Annotated in this window: 18 protein-coding genes; 9 read left to right on the top strand and 9 right to left on the bottom strand. The window is 74.5% G+C overall.

Translation table 11 applies throughout. From position 1 onward, the window contains the following. Window positions 1–145: 145 nt before the first annotated feature. Window positions 146–697 carry a sugar O-acetyltransferase gene (locus Sdia_RS02890; RefSeq protein WP_115067754.1) on the top strand — a complete coding sequence of 184 codons (552 nt, stop codon included), beginning with the start codon at window positions 146–148 and terminating at the stop codon, window positions 695–697. 17 nt (window positions 698–714) lie between these two features. Here the strand turns inward: Sdia_RS02890 and Sdia_RS02885 are convergent, their stop codons facing one another. From Sdia_RS02885 to Sdia_RS02865, 5 genes are all read right to left on the bottom strand, one after another. Beyond that, on the bottom strand, window positions 715–1,560 hold the full coding sequence (locus Sdia_RS02885) for a class II fructose-bisphosphate aldolase (RefSeq protein WP_100456292.1): 846 nt from the start codon (window positions 1,558–1,560) through the stop codon (window positions 715–717). 69 nt (window positions 1,561–1,629) lie between these two features. Further along, window positions 1,630–2,559: a 1-phosphofructokinase family hexose kinase gene (locus Sdia_RS02880; protein ID WP_115067755.1), complete on the bottom strand. Its 930-nt coding sequence runs from the start codon at window positions 2,557–2,559 to the stop codon at window positions 1,630–1,632. A gap of 599 nt (window positions 2,560–3,158) precedes the next feature. Beyond that, window positions 3,159–4,349 (bottom strand): N-acetylglucosamine-6-phosphate deacetylase, encoded by a 1,191-nt coding sequence (gene nagA / locus Sdia_RS02875; RefSeq protein ID WP_100456290.1) that lies wholly within the window; start codon window positions 4,347–4,349, stop codon window positions 3,159–3,161. Beyond that, on the bottom strand, window positions 4,349–5,281 hold the full coding sequence (locus Sdia_RS02870; protein ID WP_100456289.1) for an ROK family protein: 933 nt from the start codon (window positions 5,279–5,281) through the stop codon (window positions 4,349–4,351). Before Sdia_RS02870 ends, nagA begins: the two co-directional genes overlap by 1 nt. A gap of 494 nt (window positions 5,282–5,775) precedes the next feature. Continuing rightward, window positions 5,776–6,699, bottom strand: coding sequence for an SIS domain-containing protein (locus Sdia_RS02865; protein ID WP_100456288.1), 924 nt, complete (start codon window positions 6,697–6,699; stop codon window positions 5,776–5,778). A 436-nt stretch (window positions 6,700–7,135) separates the two neighbouring features. Here Sdia_RS02865 and Sdia_RS02860 point away from each other — a divergent pair, with 436 nt between their 5' ends. From Sdia_RS02860 to Sdia_RS02830, 7 genes are all read left to right on the top strand, one after another. After that, window positions 7,136–8,470, top strand: a complete 1,335-nt coding sequence (locus Sdia_RS02860; RefSeq protein WP_100456287.1) for an extracellular solute-binding protein — start codon at window positions 7,136–7,138, stop codon at window positions 8,468–8,470. Window positions 8,471–8,657: 187 nt separating this feature from the next. After that, on the top strand, window positions 8,658–8,966 hold the full coding sequence (locus Sdia_RS02855) for a gas vesicle protein GvpO (protein ID WP_100456286.1): 309 nt from the start codon (window positions 8,658–8,660) through the stop codon (window positions 8,964–8,966). Between the two features lie 66 nt (window positions 8,967–9,032). Next, entirely contained in the window at window positions 9,033–9,485 is a 453-nt protein-coding gene (locus Sdia_RS02850; protein ID WP_100456285.1) for a gas vesicle structural protein GvpA, read from the top strand. A gap of 1 nt (window position 9,486) precedes the next feature. After that, window positions 9,487–10,200, top strand: coding sequence for a GvpL/GvpF family gas vesicle protein (locus Sdia_RS02845; protein ID WP_100456284.1), 714 nt, complete (start codon window positions 9,487–9,489; stop codon window positions 10,198–10,200). A gap of 78 nt (window positions 10,201–10,278) precedes the next feature. After that, window positions 10,279–10,533: a gas vesicle protein GvpG gene (locus Sdia_RS02840; protein WP_100456283.1), complete on the top strand. Its 255-nt coding sequence runs from the start codon at window positions 10,279–10,281 to the stop codon at window positions 10,531–10,533. A 24-nt stretch (window positions 10,534–10,557) separates the two neighbouring features. Then, complete coding sequence (locus Sdia_RS02835) at window positions 10,558–11,148, top strand: hypothetical protein (protein ID WP_100456282.1); 591 nt, start codon at window positions 10,558–10,560, stop codon at window positions 11,146–11,148. Further along, on the top strand, window positions 11,141–12,346 hold the full coding sequence (locus tag Sdia_RS02830) for an SRPBCC family protein (RefSeq protein WP_189500127.1): 1,206 nt from the start codon (window positions 11,141–11,143) through the stop codon (window positions 12,344–12,346). The genes Sdia_RS02835 and Sdia_RS02830 overlap by 8 nt, the downstream gene beginning before the upstream one ends. 111 nt (window positions 12,347–12,457) lie before the next feature. Here Sdia_RS02830 and Sdia_RS02825 read toward each other — a convergent pair whose 3' ends face one another. From Sdia_RS02825 to Sdia_RS30535, 4 genes are read right to left on the bottom strand one after another with little or no spacing between them, the layout of a single operon-like run. Then, entirely contained in the window at window positions 12,458–13,315 is an 858-nt protein-coding gene (locus Sdia_RS02825) for a GvpL/GvpF family gas vesicle protein (RefSeq protein ID WP_100456280.1), read from the bottom strand. After that, window positions 13,312–13,626, bottom strand: coding sequence for a gas vesicle protein K (locus Sdia_RS02820; RefSeq protein WP_100456279.1), 315 nt, complete (start codon window positions 13,624–13,626; stop codon window positions 13,312–13,314). Before Sdia_RS02820 ends, Sdia_RS02825 begins: the two co-directional genes overlap by 4 nt. Before the next feature lie 18 nt (window positions 13,627–13,644). Then, window positions 13,645–14,616, bottom strand: coding sequence for a gas vesicle protein (locus tag Sdia_RS02815; RefSeq protein WP_189500126.1), 972 nt, complete (start codon window positions 14,614–14,616; stop codon window positions 13,645–13,647). Between the two features lie 10 nt (window positions 14,617–14,626). Then, entirely contained in the window at window positions 14,627–15,157 is a 531-nt protein-coding gene (locus Sdia_RS30535; RefSeq protein ID WP_100456526.1) for a gas vesicle protein, read from the bottom strand. A gap of 274 nt (window positions 15,158–15,431) precedes the next feature. Here Sdia_RS30535 and Sdia_RS02805 point away from each other — a divergent pair, with 274 nt between their 5' ends. Next, window positions 15,432–15,872, top strand: a complete 441-nt coding sequence (locus Sdia_RS02805) for a hypothetical protein (RefSeq protein WP_189500125.1) — start codon at window positions 15,432–15,434, stop codon at window positions 15,870–15,872. Window positions 15,873–15,923: the final 51 nt, after the last annotated feature.

Raw genomic sequence — 15,923 nt, 5'->3', positions numbered from 1 at the left:
GCGTTGTTTGATCCTTGGCGCGGGCGGCCGTTGGATGGATGGGTCGTTCCGGCGAGGCAACTGATGGTGGATCATCCGCCTCCTCGGGCGGCCTTCGCTGCCCGACCGTCCGGCCCCCGGCCCCGCCCCTTCCGTGAGGAACCCTGTGTCTGCTCCTGACCGTCTCCACGTCCGTACGCCCGAGTTCGCGCGGGTGGCCGAGCGGATCGCGCACGTGACCGCGCTGACCTCGCGGCTCAACGTGCTCCCCTTCGACGACGAGGCCGGGCGGGCGGCGCTGCTGGCCGAGATCGTCGGCGGGCCACTGCCCGCCTCCGTCACCGTCCACCCTCCCTTCCACACGGACTTCGGGCTGCGCATCGACTTCGCGGAGCACGTCTTCGTCAACCAGGAGTGCACCTTCTACGACCAGGGCGGCATCCGGCTGGGCGAGGGCGTGCTGATCGGCCCGAAGACCAACCTCATCTCCTCCGACCACCCGCTCCCCGTCGCCGACCGGCGGGCGTACATCACGCGGGCGCCCATCACGATCGAGGCGGGCGCGTGGCTCGGTGCGGCGGTCACCGTCCTGCCCGGCGTCACGATCGGCCGCGGCGCCGTGGTCGGTGCCGGGAGCGTGGTCACCAAGGACGTTCCGGCGAACACCCTGGTGACCGGGACGGCCGCCTTCGTCCGCAAGCGCTGGGACGACGACTGAGGACGGGCGGCCCCGTCTCAGGCCCCGGCCAGCACCGTCAGGAAGTGGTGGGCGCGGCCGCGTACGGCGGCCCGGGCCAGGGAGAGGTACGGGCGGGGGTCCGGGTGGTCGGTGAGGTGGGTGGTGAGGGCGGCGGTGAACGCCTGGTTGAGGGCCGTCCCGATGTTGATCTTCGTCATGCCGGAGCGGACCGCGTGGGCCAGTTCCTCGTCGGGCACCCCGCTGGAGCCGTGCAGCACCAGGGGGACCGGTACGGCGCGGCGGAGGGCGGTGACCAGGGTGTGGTCGAGGGCGGCGGTCCGCTCCGCCATGGCGTGCGAGGAGCCGACGGCCACCGCCAGGGCGTCCACCCCGGTCTCCTTCACGTACACGGCCGCCTCGGCCGGGTCGGTGCGGACTCCGGGGGCGTGCGCGTCGAGCGGTGGCTCGCCGGGCTTGCCGCCGATCCGGCCCAGCTCCGCCTCGACCCACAGGCCGTGCGCGTGGCCGAACCGTACGGCCTCGGCGGTGCGGCGCAGGTTCTCCTCGGCGGACAGCCGCGAGGCGTCGTACATGACCGAGCCGAACCCCTCGGCGGGGGCCGCCTCGACCAGCTCCCAGGACTCGACGTGGTCGAGGTGGAGGGCGAGCGGGGCGGTGGAGCAGCGGGCGACGGCGGCGGTGGCGGCGGCGACGGGCCCCAGCCGGTGGCCGTGGTAGGCGACGGCGTTCTGCGAGATCTGGAGGACGGCCGGCAGCCCGGCCTCCTCGGCGGCGGCGGCGACGGCCTCGGCGTGTTCGAGGGTGATCACGTTGAACGCGGCGACGGCTCTCCCGGCGGCCGCCGCTTCGGCGACGAGTTCCCCGGTCGGTACGAGTGGCACGGCTCTCCCCCTGCGGGTGTCGGCGGACGTCGGCCGGTCGGCCGCGTCCGGTCGGGCTGGCGTCCGGGGTCAGGCGGCCCCGTGCGGCGCGGTGGCGGTGATACGGACGGCGAGGTCGCGGTAGACGGCCTCGTCGTACTCCCCGGCGGCCGAGGCGTGCACGGTCGCGGCGGAGAGGGCGGCGGCCCGCACCAGGCGGTCCGGCCAGTCGGCGCCCTCGACGAGGCCGGCGAGCAGCCCGGCCACGGCGGAGTCGCCCGCGCCCGTCGGGTTGCCCCGGACCGGGGCCGGGGGTGCGGCCCGCCAGGCGCCCGCCGCCGTCTCCGCGAGCAGGCCCTCGGCGCCCAGCGAGGCGACGACGGCGCGGGCGCCCCGGCGGCGGGCGGCGCGGGCGGCGTGGCGGGGGTCGCGGGTGCCGGTGAGGTCGGCGAGTTCGGTGGCGTTCGGCTTGACCAGGTCGGGGCGGGCGGCGATGCCCCGGCGCAGCGGCTCGCCGCTGGTGTCGAGGAGCACGGGGACGTTCGCGGCGCGGGCCTCGCGGATCAGGTGGGCGTAGGCCCCGACGGGCACGCCGGGCGGGAGACTGCCGCAGAGGGCGACCGCTTCGGCGCCGGGCAGCAGCGTCGCGTACGCCCTCTTCAGCGCCTCCCACTCGGCGGCGGTCACGATCGGGCCGGGCTCGTTGAACTGGGTGGTGTCGCCACCGGCGGTGTCGACGACGGCCACGGTGCGGCGGGTGGTGCCGCCGATCGGGACCAGGGCGTCGCGGACCCGGCTCTCACCGGAGAGGGCCTCGCGCAGCCAGGCGCCGGTGGGGCCGCCGGCGAAGCCGGTGACGGTGGTGTCGTGGCCGAGCCGGGCCAGGACGCGGGCGACGTTCAGGCCCTTGCCGCCGGGGCGTTCCCGGGTCTCGGTGACCCGGTGGGTGGTGTGCTCGCGCAGGGCCGGGACGTGGTAGGTCAGGTCGACGGCGGTGTTCAGTGTGACGGTGAGGATCACGGTTCCAGCCCTGTGCTGCCCTGGCCCGCCTGAGGGGTGACGGCGGGGCTGCCTGCGGTTTCGTGGCCTGATCATGCCAAACCTAGGCGATTCCGCGAGGGTGCGGAAGGGGTGGACCGGCCTTGACCCGGGCGGCTGGTGACGTGGCGTCAGCGGAGACCGGGCCTCTTCGGCCGCCCTGGCCGGTACGCCCCGCCGGCGCTCGGGGAGAACCGGGGGCGGATCGTGCTGACCGGCGGTGCCGCCGGGGGTGGCGCACACCTCCGGCGACGTCCACAGGGCCACCCGGTGGACCGTCACCGGGCCCGCCGAGAACACCCGCCGCACGGGCCCGGTGGGCGGGGCGGCGGACGGGGGCGGCGCCACGCTGCTTCGGCCCGGTGGGCGGGGCGGCGGACGGGGGCGGCGCCACGCTGCTCGGGCCCGGCCGGGCCGAGAGCGAGGTCTGGGACGCGGGACGGGGGCCCGAGGGGGCCGGCCTCACCGCCGGGCAGACCGCCGGCCTGCCGGGGCCGGCATCAGCACGGTGGTCGTCGGGCCGAGCGGTCAGTCCGAGCGGTCAGTCCGGCCGGTCAGTCCGTCCGGCCGGGCGGACGAGGTCAGGCCGCCGAAGGGCCGGCCGTCGCCGGGACCTGCGGGGTGACGACCCACTCGCCGTGCCGCAGGACACCCTTCACCGCGAACCCCTCGTCCAGGACGACCAGGTCGGCGTCCTTGCCGGGCTCCAGCGAGCCGATGCGGTGGTCCAGGCCCAGGAGGCGGGCCGGGTTGGCGGAGAGGGCGCGCACGATCTGGCCGACGGGCAGCTCGTCGACGAGGGCGGCCCGGCGGAAGGCGCGGTCCAGGGTGAGGGTGGACCCGGCGATCGAGCCGCCCTCCACCAGCCGGGCCACCCCGTCGACCACGTCGACCTCCAGCGGGCCCAGCAGGTAGCGGCCGTCGCCGAAGCCGGCCGCGTCCATCGCGTCCGTGATGAACGCGACCCGGTCCGCGCCGGCCTGCCGGAACGCCAGCTCCAGCACGGCAGGGTGCAGGTGCGTCCCGTCGTTGATCAGCTCGACGGTGACCCGCTCGTCCTCCAGCAGCGCCGTGATCGGGCCGGGTGCGCGGTGGCCCAGCGGCGGCATCGCGTTGAAGAGGTGGGTGGCGACCGTGGCACCCGCGTCGATCGCGGCCACCGTCTGCTCGTACGTGGCGTCGGTGTGGCCGACGGCCGCGATGACACCCCGGTCGGCGAGCAGACGTACGGAGTCCAGGCCGCCGGGCAGTTCCGTGGCGAGGGTGACCATGCGGGCGGCGCCCCGGGCCGCGTCGAGCAGGGCCGCCACGTCGGCGGGGCGCGGATCGCGCAGCAGGGCCTCGCTGTGGGCGCCCTTGCGGCAGGGCGAGATGAACGGGCCCTCGAAGTGGATGCCGGCCAGGTCGCCCTGCTCGGTCAGCTCCGAGAGCAGCCCGGCGCGGGCGGCGAGGAAGTCCATCTCGCCGGTGACCGTGGAGGCGACCAGGGTCGTCGTGCCGTGCGCGCGGTGCGTGGCGATGCCGGTCAGCACGTCCTCGACGGTGCCGGAGGTGAAGGAGGCGCCGCCGCCACCGTGGTTGTGCAGGTCCACGAAGCCGGGCACGACCCAGTGGCCCGTCAGGTCCCAGTGCTCGGCGGCGGGCTCCTGACCGGCCGAGGGAGCGCTCCCGCCGATGTGCGCGCCGTCGATCACGACCTCGCCGTCGGGAACCGTGCCGGAGGGCAGCACCACCCGGGCGCCGGTCAGTACCTTGCGTGCGGGAGCGGCCATCAGCCGGACACCTCCGTGGCGAGTAGATCCCAGGCGAGGAGTCCCGCGCCCAGGCATCCGGCGGTGTCCCCGAGGGCCGCCGGGACGATCGTGGGGAGTTTCTGGAAGGTGACGCGTTCCTCCACCGCCGCCCGCAGTGGCGCGAACAGCGTTTCTCCCGCCTCGGCCAGCCCGCCACCGATGATCAGGGTGCGGGGGTCCAGCAGAGTGACGGCCATGACCAGCCCGTCGGCGAGCGCGTCCACCGCCTCCTGCCAGACGGCGACCGCCCGCGGGTCGCCGGCCTCGACCGCCTTCGCGCAGTCGGCCGCGTCCGCCTCCGGGTCGCCGCTCGCCGCCGCCCAGGCCAGCGAGACCGCGGAGGCGGAGGCGAGCCGCTCCAGGCAGCCCCGCTGGCCGCAGCCGCAGGGCACGCCGCCCGGGCGCACCACGACGTGGCCGATCTCGCCCGCGCAGCCGTGCGCGCCCGGCTCGATGACGCCGTTGATGCCGATGGCACCGGCGATGCCCGTGCCGAGCGGCATGAACAGGAAACGGTCGGCGCCGTGGCCCGCCCCGATGCGGCCCTCGGCGAGGCCGCCGGTGCGTACGTCGTGGCCGAGGGCGACCGGGGTGCCGCCGAGGCGCTCGGCGAGCATGTCCCGCAGGGGGACGTCGGACCAGCCGAGGTTGGCCGCGTAGACCGCGACGCCCTTCTCGGTGTCCACGATCCCGGGCACGGCGACGCCCGCCGCCGCGGCCTGTTCCCCGAACCGGTGAAGGCCCTGGGCGCGCAGGTCGGCGGCGAAGTCGAGGATCGAGGCCACGACGGCGTCGGGGCCCCGCTCACGGCCGGTCTCCCGGCGCGCCTCGTACAGCAGGTCGCCGTCCGGGCCGACCAGCGCGGCCTTCATTCCCGTGCCGCCCACGTCGAGCGCGATCACATGTCTCACCCGGACAGTCTGACCGGTGGGGAGGGAGAGGTCTAGTCCAGTGGGAAAATCGCCTGCGGCGCGCTCACCGGGGCGGGTGCTGCCGACCGCGCCCGCCGGGCCGTCCGGCGGGGCCGCCGGGGGGCCTCAGGCGCCGGCCGGGCCGTCCTCGTGGCCGGGGGCGCGTCTCCGGTGCGGCCGCGGGGCGGCGCCCGGCGCCGGCCGGGCTCGGGACGGGGCCTGTCGCGGGCGCCGGCCGGAGTTGTCGTCGTGGCCGGGACCGCTCTCCGGTGCGGCTGCGGGGTGGTCTCCGGTGCCGGCCGGGCTCGGGGCCTGTCGCAAGCGCCGGCCGGGCTCGGGCGGGGGCGCGAGCCCGGCCGGGTCGTGCGTACGTGCGGGACGTGGCCGTCGTGGGGCCGACGGTGTTGCCCAGGACTCGGTCGTACCGCCGGTGTCGGGTCCCGACGGCGGTGACGGCCACGTCCGCGGCGGTGTGAGGTGACGGCTGACGGGGGTCAGACCTCCGGGGTTCCCGCCCCCAGCACCACACTGCGTGTCAGGTTCCTGGGCCTGTCCGGGTCCTGGCCGCGGCTCTCGGCGAGGGCGACGGCGAGGCGCTGGGCGCGGACGAGGTCGGCGAGCGGGTCGGCCGACGGGTGGTGTTCGAAGTGGCCGCCGACCGCGCGGACCTCTTCGGCGAGGCCGTCGGGGGCCTCGCCGAAGAGCCAGGTGACGCGGCCGGGGGCGGCGATCGCGACGGGACCGTGGCGGTACTCCATCGCCGGGTACGCCTCCGTCCAGGCGCCCGCCGCCTCCCGCATCTTCAGGGCCGCCTCCTGGGCGAGGCCGTAGGCCCAGCCCCGGCCGAGGAAGGTCCACTGCTCGGCGGTGAGCAGCGACCGGGAGAGCGGCTCGGTGACCGCGTGTTCGGCTTCGTCGGCCGCGCGGGCCACGGAGCCGAGGCCGGGGAGGTCGCCGAGGGTGGCGCGGAGGAAGGCGAGGGCGCTGGTGGCGAACCGGGTCTGGACCACCGACTCCTCGTCGGCCCAGTCCAGTACGGCCACCTCGTCGGCGGTGGTCATCACCGGCGTCGCCGGGTCGGCGGTCAGCGCCACCGTGGTGGTCCCCGCGGCGCGTACCCGGGCGAGCAGTTCGAGCACCTCCGTGGTCGTCCCCGACCGGGTGAGCGCCACCACCCGGTCGTAGGCCCCGGCGGTCCGGGCGTGCGGGAACTCCGAGGCGGCGAAGGCGTCCGTGGTGCCCTGCCCGCCGCCCTCACGCAGCGCGGCGTACGCCTGCGCCATGAACCACGAGGTGCCGCAGCCGACGACGGCGACCCGCTCGCCGGGCCGGGGCGCGCCGGTGAAGCCGGTCGCCTCGGCTGCGGCGCGGCGCCAGCAGGCGGGCTGGGTGGTGATCTCTGCTGCGGTACGGGACATGCGCGGCTACCCCTCACGGTGGTCCGCCCGGGCGGCTCCGGTGCGGCCGCCCCTGGCGGGGCTGTGCGGTCGTGCGTTCTGTCTGCGTGGTGCCTGTGGCGGCGTGCCGCCGGTGGTGCGGTGGTGCGGTGGTGGCTTTCGAGGTCAGACGGTACGTCGGTACGGCCGCCCCGGTTCCCGCCGGGCTGTGCGGACCCGCCGGAGGCCGCGTGCGGTCCGTGTGACGCGCGGTGGACGCGGTGTGCAAGGTCGATGTGACCCGCGCACGGAAGTGCATAGCAGTCCCGGACAAGCCGGGGCAACGGCGACCGGAGGTGGTCCGGAGCCCGCCGCCGGGCGGTGTACATCTTCCCGGTACGTCCGGGAGCGGCCCGGGCGGGGCGGGCCCGGCCGGTGCGGCGGGCCCGGCGGACCGACGGCAGGGGCGGAGCACGACGTGCGGCGACACCACCACGAGGGACGGGGCGAGGGACGAGGCGACCGGCGTGGCCGGACAGCGGCGCGGACGGCCACCGCGCTCGCGGCCGTCCTCGCGCTCGCGGCGACCGGCTGCGGTCCGGGGAGCGCGGAGGGGGCGGCGGACGAGGAGGTCACGCTGCGCCTGGTCGCCCCCGAGTACGGCGACTCGGCCGCCACCAGCAGCAAGGGGTACTGGAAGCGGGTCGTCGCCAGTTTCGAGAAGGGCCACCCCGGCACGTCCGTCGACGTGGAGGTGCACCCCTGGCGCACCGTCGACACGGTCCTGGCCCGCCAGGTCGCGGCGGGCGACGCCCCCGACCTGGCGGTCAGCGGTACGTACGCCGGCTACGCCGCCGCCGGCAAGCTGTACCGCGCCGACGACCTGCTCTCCATAGGCACCCAGGCCGACTTCCTGCCCTCGCTCGCGCGTGCCGGGGAGATCCAGCGGGTGCAGTACGGCATGCCGTTCGCCGCCTCCACCCGGCTGCTCTTCTACAACCGTGACCTCTTCGAGGAGGCGGGCCTGACCCCGCCGAAGACCTGGGAGGGGGTGCGGACCGCCGCCGAGGCCCTGAAGAAGCGTGACGTGCCCTACCCGTACGCGCTGCCGCTCGGCCCCGAGGAGGCGCAGGCCGAGACCCTCAACTGGCTGCTCTCCGGCGGCTCCGGGTACACCGACGAACTCGGCTCGTACACCTTCGACTCGCCGGAGAACGTCGAGACGGTGAGCTGGCTGAAGAAGGAACTGGTCGGCAAGGGGCTGACCGGGCCCACCGCCCCGGGCGAGCTGAACCGCAGCGAGGCCTACGCCGCCTTCGCCAAGGGCCGGGTCGGCATGGTCAACGGGCACCCCTCGCTGACGCGCGCCGCCGCACGCTCGGGCGTCCGCCACGGCGTCGTCCCCGTCCCCGGGCGGACCGAGGGCGCGGGCGCCACGCTCGGTGTCACCGACTGGATGATCGGCTTCCGGCAGGCCGGGCACCCCGAGGAGGCCGGCGCCTTCCTCGACCACGTGTACCGCGAGAAGAACGTCCTCGCCCTCACCCACGCCCACGACCTGCTGCCCGTCACCCACACCGCCTCCGACACCCTCACCGCCGCCCCCGGCGGCACCGCCCTGCGCCGCTTCCTCGCCGAACTCCCCGACGCCCGCCTCTATCCGTCCGAGAAGACCTCCTGGCCGGGGCTGAGCACCCGCGTCAGGAACGGCCTCGCCGACGCCGTCGCCCCCGGCGGCTCCCCGAAGGCCGTCCTCGCCCGCCTCCAGCGCCACGCCGCCGTCTCCGAGAACCCCCAGGCGGGCAACGGGTGAGCCGCCCGCCCGGGGACGGGCACCGACGCCGCAGGGGCGGCCGCGCACGCGGCCGCCCCTGCGGCGTTCCGGGCGTCCTCATCCGCGAACGCATACGTGCGGGCGGCCCGGGAACGCGGTGAAAAGACCCGCTCGAATAGGTGAACGGGTGGAGCGGAGGAATCCATGAGACAAGGCAGGGAACCGCATGGCGAAGGATGAGGAGAACGGCGGGAAAGAGGGCGGCGGGGCCGCCCCGAAGCGCGTCGGGATATCCGAGGCGATGCGCCAGGCCGCCGGCCAACTGGCCGAACTCATCGGCTGCCGGCCCTCTTCCGTCTCCTCGATGAAGGCCACGGAGGACGGCTGGACGGCGGACGTGGAAGTGGTCGAGATCGAGAAGGTCCCGGACACGACCAGCGTGATGGCTTCTTATCACGTCTCCCTCGGAAAGCAGGGGGAACTCCTCGGATACGAACGGACGCACCGTTACACGCGGGGTCAAGTAGACCGCTGAGCCTTCCGCGCGGACCTCCCGCCGGAAAGAGCTCGAACGCACCACTCATCGGAAGGGAGCCCGACCATGAGTCTCGTACAGCAGAGCAGTTCCGCCAACAACAGCGGGGGCGGTTCCGGAAATCTCTACGACGTCCTCGAGCTGATTCTCGACAAGGGCCTCGTCATCGACGCCTTCGTCCGCGTCTCGCTCGTGGGCATCGAGATCCTGAAGGTCGACGTGCGGGTGGTGGTCGCCAGCGTCGACACCTACCTGCGGTTCGCCGAGGCGTGCAACCGGCTCGACCTGGAGTCCGGACGCAAGGCGCCGACCCAGCTCACCGACATCGTCGGGGACACCGTGGAGAGCGGTGCCAAAGGGAAGTCGAAAGGAGCGCTGACCGGCGCGGTGGAGGCGTTCACGGAGTCCTTCCAGGGCGGCCGTGACGACGACGAGGAGAAGGAGACGGAGAAGCGCCCGGCGCGCAAGTCCAGTTCCTCCGGTTCCTCCCGCCGCACCAGCCAGCGCAGGGAGGAGTGACATGGCCACCTACATCTACGCCATCACCGCGGCCGACCACCCGCTGCGGCTCGACGGACTCACCGGGGTCGGCGAGACCCCGTCCGGCCTGCGGGTCGTCCAGTCGGAGCGGCACGCCGCCGTCGTCAGCGACGCCCCGGCAGGACTCCGCGCGAAGCGCCGCGACCTCGTCGCCCACCAGAGCGTCCTGGAGCGGCTGATGGCCGACGGCGCGGCGCTGCCGATGCGGTTCGGCCTGGTCGGTCCGGACGACGACGAGGTGCGGGCCGCGCTCGTGCAGGAGCAGGAGACCTACGCCCAGCGGCTGGCGGAACTCGACGGCCGGCTGGAGTACAACCTGAAGGTCGCCCGGGACGAGGACAGCCTCCTGCGGGAGATCCTCACCGGGTCGGACGAGGCGCGGCGGCTGCGGGACCGGACCCGCGACAACCCCGACGCGCACGGGGAGAAGGTCGCCCTCGGCGAGCTGGTCTCCCGCGAGATCGAGGCGAGGAACGCCGCCGCCGCCGAGCGGATCGGCGGACTCCTCGCCCCCGCCGCTGAGCGGGCCTCCGACGCCGGGCCGACGAAGGCGCATTTCCTGAACGTCTCCTATCTCGTCCCCCGCGACGAGGCGGCCGCCTTCTCCCAGGCGGTGCACGAGACGGCGGAGAAGTACGGCGACGACTACACGTTCAGCCTGAACGGGCCGCTGCCGCCCTACAGCTTCGTGTGACGCCCTGCGCGTGACGCGGATTCACGACGCGGATTCCCCGAGAACGCGTCATCCGTTCGACCGCCGGAGGCGTTCGGTATGGGCCTCATCATGAATGTCCTCACCTTTCCCCTCGCGCCGGTGAGGGGCGCCGCTTGGGTGCTCGACCAAGTGGTGCTCGCCGCCGAGCGCGAACACTACGACCCGGGTCCTGTGCGCCAGAGACTGGCCGCGCTGGAAAAGGAACTGCTGGACGGCGAGATCGACGAGGAAGAGTTCGACCGCCGCGAGGACGATTTGCTGGACTGGCTCGAAGAGTGCGAGGCGTACCAGCAGAACCAGCAGGGCCCCTGAATCCCGGAGAGCGAGGTCTCAGCAATGGCAGACAACGTCAAGATAGGCGCGGCCCTGGTGGGCGGATACCTCCTGGGCCGTACGAAGAAAGCGAAACTCGCGATCGGCTTCGGAATGTTCCTGGCGGGCAAGAAGCTCGACCTCGACCCGAAGAAGATCGGCGGCATGCTGGTCGATTCGCCGCTCCTCGGCGGCCTGAGCGACCAGGTCCGCAAGGACCTCGTCGGGGCCACGAGGACCGCGGCCACCAACGCCCTCACCCAGCGGGCGACCAGCCTCGCCGACTCCCTGCACGAGCGCACCCTGCGCCTCGACGACCCTGACGCCGCCCGCGAGGAGGGCGAGCGCGACGCCGACGGTGCCGAGGGTGACGACGCGCGGGGCGAGGCCGAGGACGGGACGACCGGACGGGAGGACCGGGACGAGGAGCCCGGGGAGAAGCCCGCGCGCTCCCGCAAGTCCGCCTCCGGCCGGGGCGCCTCCCGGGGCTCCGGCGGCCCGAAGAAGGCGGCCTCGACGGCCGGCAGGACCGCCTCCCAGGCGACGCGAGCCAAGGCACCCGCCAAGAAGGCCGCCGCCAAGTCCCGCTCGACGCGTGGAGGCAGCCGTGGCTGAATCCACCTTCACCAAGCTCAAGGACGAGGTCGCGAGGAACCCGGCCACCGAACGGCTCCGCGACGAGGTGCAGAACTACCTGAGCGCCCGGGCGCGGCACGCCGTGACCAGCCTGGGCCACAAGCTCGGGGAGGGCGCCGGCAAGCTGGCGGACGGCTCCGCCCCCACCGGCGCGGTGAAGTCCCTGGCCAAGGGCGGCAAGGCGCTCGGCGAGGGCAGGTCCCCCGCCCAGGCGGCGCTGAGCGCCGGGGGCTCCCACGTCATGGACACCATCAAGGACAAGGTCAAGGGTGTGTTCGGCAAGGGGCGCAAGGGCGGCGGCGGCAAGTCGAAGAGCGTCACGATCTCCGAGGACATCGACGTCGGCGTGCCGGTGCGTGAGGCCTACGACCAGTGGACCCAGTTCCAGGAGTTCAGCACCTTCGCCAAGGGCGTCGTCAGCGTCGAGAAGTCCGACGACACCAGCAGCAACTGGAAGGTGAAGGTCGCCAAGTCCACCCGTAGCTGGAAGGCGAACGTCACCGAGCAGGTGCCGGACGAGCGGATCACCTGGACCACCGAGGGCGCCAAGGGCACCGTCAAGGGCGTCGTCACCTTCCACCGGATCACCGACAACCTGACCCGGGTGCTGCTGGTCCTCGAGTACTTCCCCAAGGGCCTGTTCGAGAAGACGGGCAACATCTGGCGCGCCCAGGGCCGCCGCGCCCGCCTCGACCTGAAGCTGTACCGGAAGTTCATCATGATGCGGGGTGAGGCGACCGACAGCTGGCGGGGCGAGATCCGCGACGGCGAGGTCGTGGTCGACCACGACGAGGCCGTGAGCGAGGAGGAGGCGCGCGCCGAGGAGAACGGCCAAGCCTCCGGCGCGGAATCCCCCGAGGACGAGGGCGACGAACCCGAGGACGGCCACGAGGGCGACGAGGCCGAGGACGACGACACGTCGGCGGAGACGGACGAGGAGTTCGACGACGAGCACGACGACGGGTTCGGCGACGAGGACGCTCCCGAGGCCGACGAGGAGGAACCCGAGGACGGGTACCCCGAGGACGGGTACCCCGAGGACGAGGACGAGGCTCCCGTCGAGGACGGGGACGAGGACGAGGACGCCCCCCTCGATGAGGAAGAGGAGGACCAGGAGCCCGCGGACGAGGACGAGCCGGACCAGGCCCCTCGGCGCCGCTCCTCGGCACGCGGCTGAGGCAGCGCTCGGGCCGCCCCCGGGAAGCAGCGCTTCCCGGGGGCGGCCCGTCGTCGTGCCCGGAGTCCTCGACCCCGGGCACGACGCCGTCCGTTCCGCCCCGACCGCTTCCTAGGGGACCTCCGGCGCGGTCTCCTCACCCGGCGCGGCGGGCAGTTCCGTGAAGGAGTACGGGGGCCAGGGGCCGAGGAAGCGGATGCGGGCGGCGGGCTGCTCCTCCTGGAGCTCGGCGAGCAACGCGCCCACGGTGTCGATCTCCTCCCGGCGGACCAGCAGAGCACCCGCGAAGACGCTGACCTCGCCCGCCTCCTGGCCCCGGCCGGCCCGGACGCTGAGGTCCTCGGCGACCGCGGCGAGCCGGCGGCGGACGCCGGAGTGCAACGCGTCGGCGAGCCGGTCCCCGGCCTCCTTGCGCAGCCGCTCCAGGCGCTTGGCGAGCATCCGGCGCAGCCCCGGCGAACGGCCCTCCATCTCCACGAGGAGCGCCTTCGCCTCCTCGTCGTCCTCGGTGACCGCCTCCCGGTCGAGACTGATCTCGACCCGCACCTCGGCGCGTCCGGCGAGCGCGCCGAGCAGGTCGCGGAGCACGTCGGCCCGGTCCGTCAGCCACTGCCGGACCCGCTCCTCGGCGCTCGCCTCCCGGTCGGCGGCGACCAGCACGTTGAAGGTCATGGGCAGCGCGGTCCCGACCTGCTCCCAGACGGCGACCAGCGCCGCGTCCTGCTCGCGCACCCACTGGCGTACCTGTTCGTCCGGCCCCTGGTAGGGCGCGGGGGTGGTGCGGTGGACCAGCGCGGCCAGGCCGCTGCCGGGGGCGGTGACCAACTGGAGCGGGCGGTCGTCGAGCCCGGTCGTGCCGGGCGGCAGTACGGCGTCCTCGGGGAGGAGCGCGTACACGTACAGTGCGTCGCCCACCGGGGCGTCCGCGGGCCGCGGGGTGCCGTTCTCCGGCGTGGTGCCGTACGTCATCGCCCGGCCTCCTCGGCCCAGCGGGCGGGATTGACCAGCTTGTCGACGACGTCGTCCACGACCTCGTCCAGGCCCCGGTGCAGATCGGCGACGGAGGAGACGATGCCGTGCTCCTCCTTGATCTCCTCCATCGCCTCGTCGAGTTCGAGGAGGGCGTCGCCGAGGCGTTCCAGTTCCTCGGTGGTGAGCGAGCCGCCGTCCATCCGGCGTTCGGCCTGGCGTTCCAGCGCTTCCTGGATCACCTCGACCAGGGTCACCACGAGGGACAGCACCCCGTGCTTCAGGCTCTTCTCGTCAACGGTGATGGCCACGGTCTCCTCCTTCGGGTGTCAGTGTGCGGTCGTGGTCGCGGGCGTGGCCCCGGAGGCCGACGGCAGGGCGGGCGCGGGCGAGGCGGCCTGCCCGGTCGCGCGGCGCTCGGTGAGCTCCCGCAGCGACGCCAGCCAGTGCGCCGGATCGGTGGCCGCCAGGGCGACCACCCCGAGGCTGTGGGTCCGCAGCTCCAGCACGGTGCCCTCGCCGCTGGGGCTGCGGCCCGCCACCTGGCCGACGCCGAGCAGGTCGTCGGCGGGCAGCGCGAGCGCGGGGCGGGCGTCGAGCGGCGACTTCCAGACCAGTCCGCCCGGGGTGAGCCTGCCGGTGCCGCCCCGCCACAACGGGCCGTCCCGGCGCGGTTCCTGGTACCAGAGATGGCCCTCGGCGAGCACCTGCTGGGCCGCGCCGGGACGCACCTCCTCGCCGAGGACCCCGGGGCGGCCGCGGTCGAGCAGCTCGCACAGGGCTGCCGGGTCGGCGGCCGACAGCAGGGCCGTGCCGCCGCCCTCCACCTCCAGGCGCACCCGGGTGCGGGGCGCTCCGCCCGCGCTGCGCTCCGTCTCGGGCCGGACCGCGCGGACGGCGGACAGGTCGGCCTCCCAGAGGACCTCGCGCGGGTCCCGGCGCAGCACCACCAGGCGCTGGTCGGTCAGGAAGACGGTCCCGGGGCGCCAGGCGGTGTACACGCCCTCCTCCAGGAGGTGCCCGCCGTGCATCTGCGCCACGTGCCGTTCGCCGTCGCGCAGGTCGAGGTCGCGGCGGGCGGACGAGCCCTCCACCCAGGCCCGGGTGTGCTCGTCCCACTGCCGCATCATGCCGTGTTCGAGCATGGTCTCCATCCCGGCGACCGCCGCCCGCAGGTTCACCCCGATGAGGGGGATGTCGGCGACCGAGATGATCAGGTCGAGATGGAGGACGGCTCCCTTGTCGAGCAGGACCTCGACCAGGTCGTCGAGGGTGACCCGGGGATCGCGGGTGGGCTTCATGGGAGGTTGCTCAGCCACTGCGCCGGGCCCTTCCCCGCTCGCCGGGGGAAGCCGTGGGCCCGGACGGCTCCTCGCCGCCCGGGCTCCCGTCCCCGCCCTCGTCCCGGTCGTCGCCGTCCCGGGCCCCGCCGTCTCTGTCCGTACGGTCGGAGCCCTCGGCCTGGTCCTCCGGCGCGTCCCGGCCTGCGGCGGGCAGGACGGCCGGCCCGTTCCGGAGGGACTGGGCGCTGCGCCAGCCGCACCACGGGCACCACTCCTCCAGCAGCTGCCGGGTCGGGGAGCGCTTGCCGCACTCGGGGCAGGTCTCCTTGTCCACCCGGGTCTCGCGCCACGCCGCGGTCTCGGTGTCGGTGCCCGCGGGGAACTCCAGTCCGTAGCGCGAGGCGGTCTCGAACGAGGCGAGGGCGGCGCGCAGCCGGATGCCGAGAAGTTCGACGCCGGCCACCGAGACCATGATGTCGGCGTTGAGTACGAGGCCCTTGTCGAGCAGGGTCTCCACGACGTGGGCGAGGCTGCCCTCCCCGTCCCTGCGCGGCTCCATGATCCGGCTCTGGGCCATCGGTGCCGAGGAGCCGCGCGCGCTCGCGGTGCCCTGCGCACGAGGCGGCCGGCTCGGTGTGACGGCCCGCTGTCCGGGTATCGGCTCTGGCTGGTTCGCGGTCATCTTCTGCGTATGTCCGTCCCGCGACGCCTCATGCAGGGGCCCCGCGCGGGCCGCACCGAGCCCGGACGGCGTCCTCGTCCCTTGCTTGTGCCTGTGCCTGTGCCTCGCCCGCCCCTTGTTTCGAACGGGCGAGGCGGGTTACGCGGCAGCCATGACTGCTGACAGCGATGAGACCAAGAACACGAACGGCACCGCGACCAAGGGCCGTAACGCCGCGGGCAAGGGCACGCAGGCCGTCAAGAACACCGGTGGCCGCGCCAAGTCCGGCGCCGGGAACGCCGCCGCCAAGGCCGGGGAGACCGCCTCCAACGCCGGTGAGCAGGGGCTGAGCCGGGTGGGCTCGGCGGGCGAGGCCACCAAGCGGGCCGCCGCGGCCGGCTGGGAGAAGGGGCAGCAGAGCGTGGCCGCGGTCGCGACCAAGGTGTCCACCAAGGCCACCGCGGCGTGGACGATCCTCAAGTACCGCAAGGTGATCGCGGCCGGCGTCGCCACCGGGGCGGTCTCCGTCGTCGGCGGCGCGTACGCGCTCGGCCGCCGTTCGGCCGCCGCACACCACGGGCCCCTCACCCGCCTGACCGGAGGCCGGATCTGACCCCCGCCGGGGACCGCCCTCCGGCCCCGGCCCGCACACCCCCGCCCCGAG

This window comes from Streptomyces diastaticus subsp. diastaticus (assembly GCF_011170125.1).
Lineage (GTDB): Bacteria > Actinomycetota > Actinomycetes > Streptomycetales > Streptomycetaceae > Streptomyces > Streptomyces diastaticus.
The sequence above is the reverse complement of the archived record's forward strand: the minus strand, read 5'-3'. Positions and strand labels throughout refer to the sequence as shown.

What these genes read in the sequence shown, in the direction of transcription:
- Sdia_RS02805 (WP_189500125.1), top strand. Translation starts at nt 15,432, where the DNA reads ATGACTGCTGACAGCGATGAGACCAAGAACACGAACGGCACCGCGACC.
- Sdia_RS02855 (WP_100456286.1), top strand. Translation starts at nt 8,658, where the DNA reads ATGGCGAAGGATGAGGAGAACGGCGGGAAAGAGGGCGGCGGGGCCGCC.
- Sdia_RS02825 (WP_100456280.1), bottom strand. Translation starts at nt 13,315, where the DNA reads ATGACGTACGGCACCACGCCGGAGAACGGCACCCCGCGGCCCGCGGAC.
- Sdia_RS02850 (WP_100456285.1), top strand. Translation starts at nt 9,033, where the DNA reads ATGAGTCTCGTACAGCAGAGCAGTTCCGCCAACAACAGCGGGGGCGGT.
- Sdia_RS02815 (WP_189500126.1), bottom strand. Translation starts at nt 14,616, where the DNA reads ATGAAGCCCACCCGCGATCCCCGGGTCACCCTCGACGACCTGGTCGAG.
- Sdia_RS02845 (WP_100456284.1), top strand. Translation starts at nt 9,487, where the DNA reads ATGGCCACCTACATCTACGCCATCACCGCGGCCGACCACCCGCTGCGG.
- Sdia_RS02835 (WP_100456282.1), top strand. Translation starts at nt 10,558, where the DNA reads ATGGCAGACAACGTCAAGATAGGCGCGGCCCTGGTGGGCGGATACCTC.
- Sdia_RS30535 (WP_100456526.1), bottom strand. Translation starts at nt 15,157, where the DNA reads ATGGAGCCGCGCAGGGACGGGGAGGGCAGCCTCGCCCACGTCGTGGAG.
- Sdia_RS02840 (WP_100456283.1), top strand. Translation starts at nt 10,279, where the DNA reads ATGGGCCTCATCATGAATGTCCTCACCTTTCCCCTCGCGCCGGTGAGG.
- Sdia_RS02865 (WP_100456288.1), bottom strand. Translation starts at nt 6,699, where the DNA reads ATGTCCCGTACCGCAGCAGAGATCACCACCCAGCCCGCCTGCTGGCGC.
- nagA (WP_100456290.1), bottom strand. Translation starts at nt 4,349, where the DNA reads ATGGCCGCTCCCGCACGCAAGGTACTGACCGGCGCCCGGGTGGTGCTG.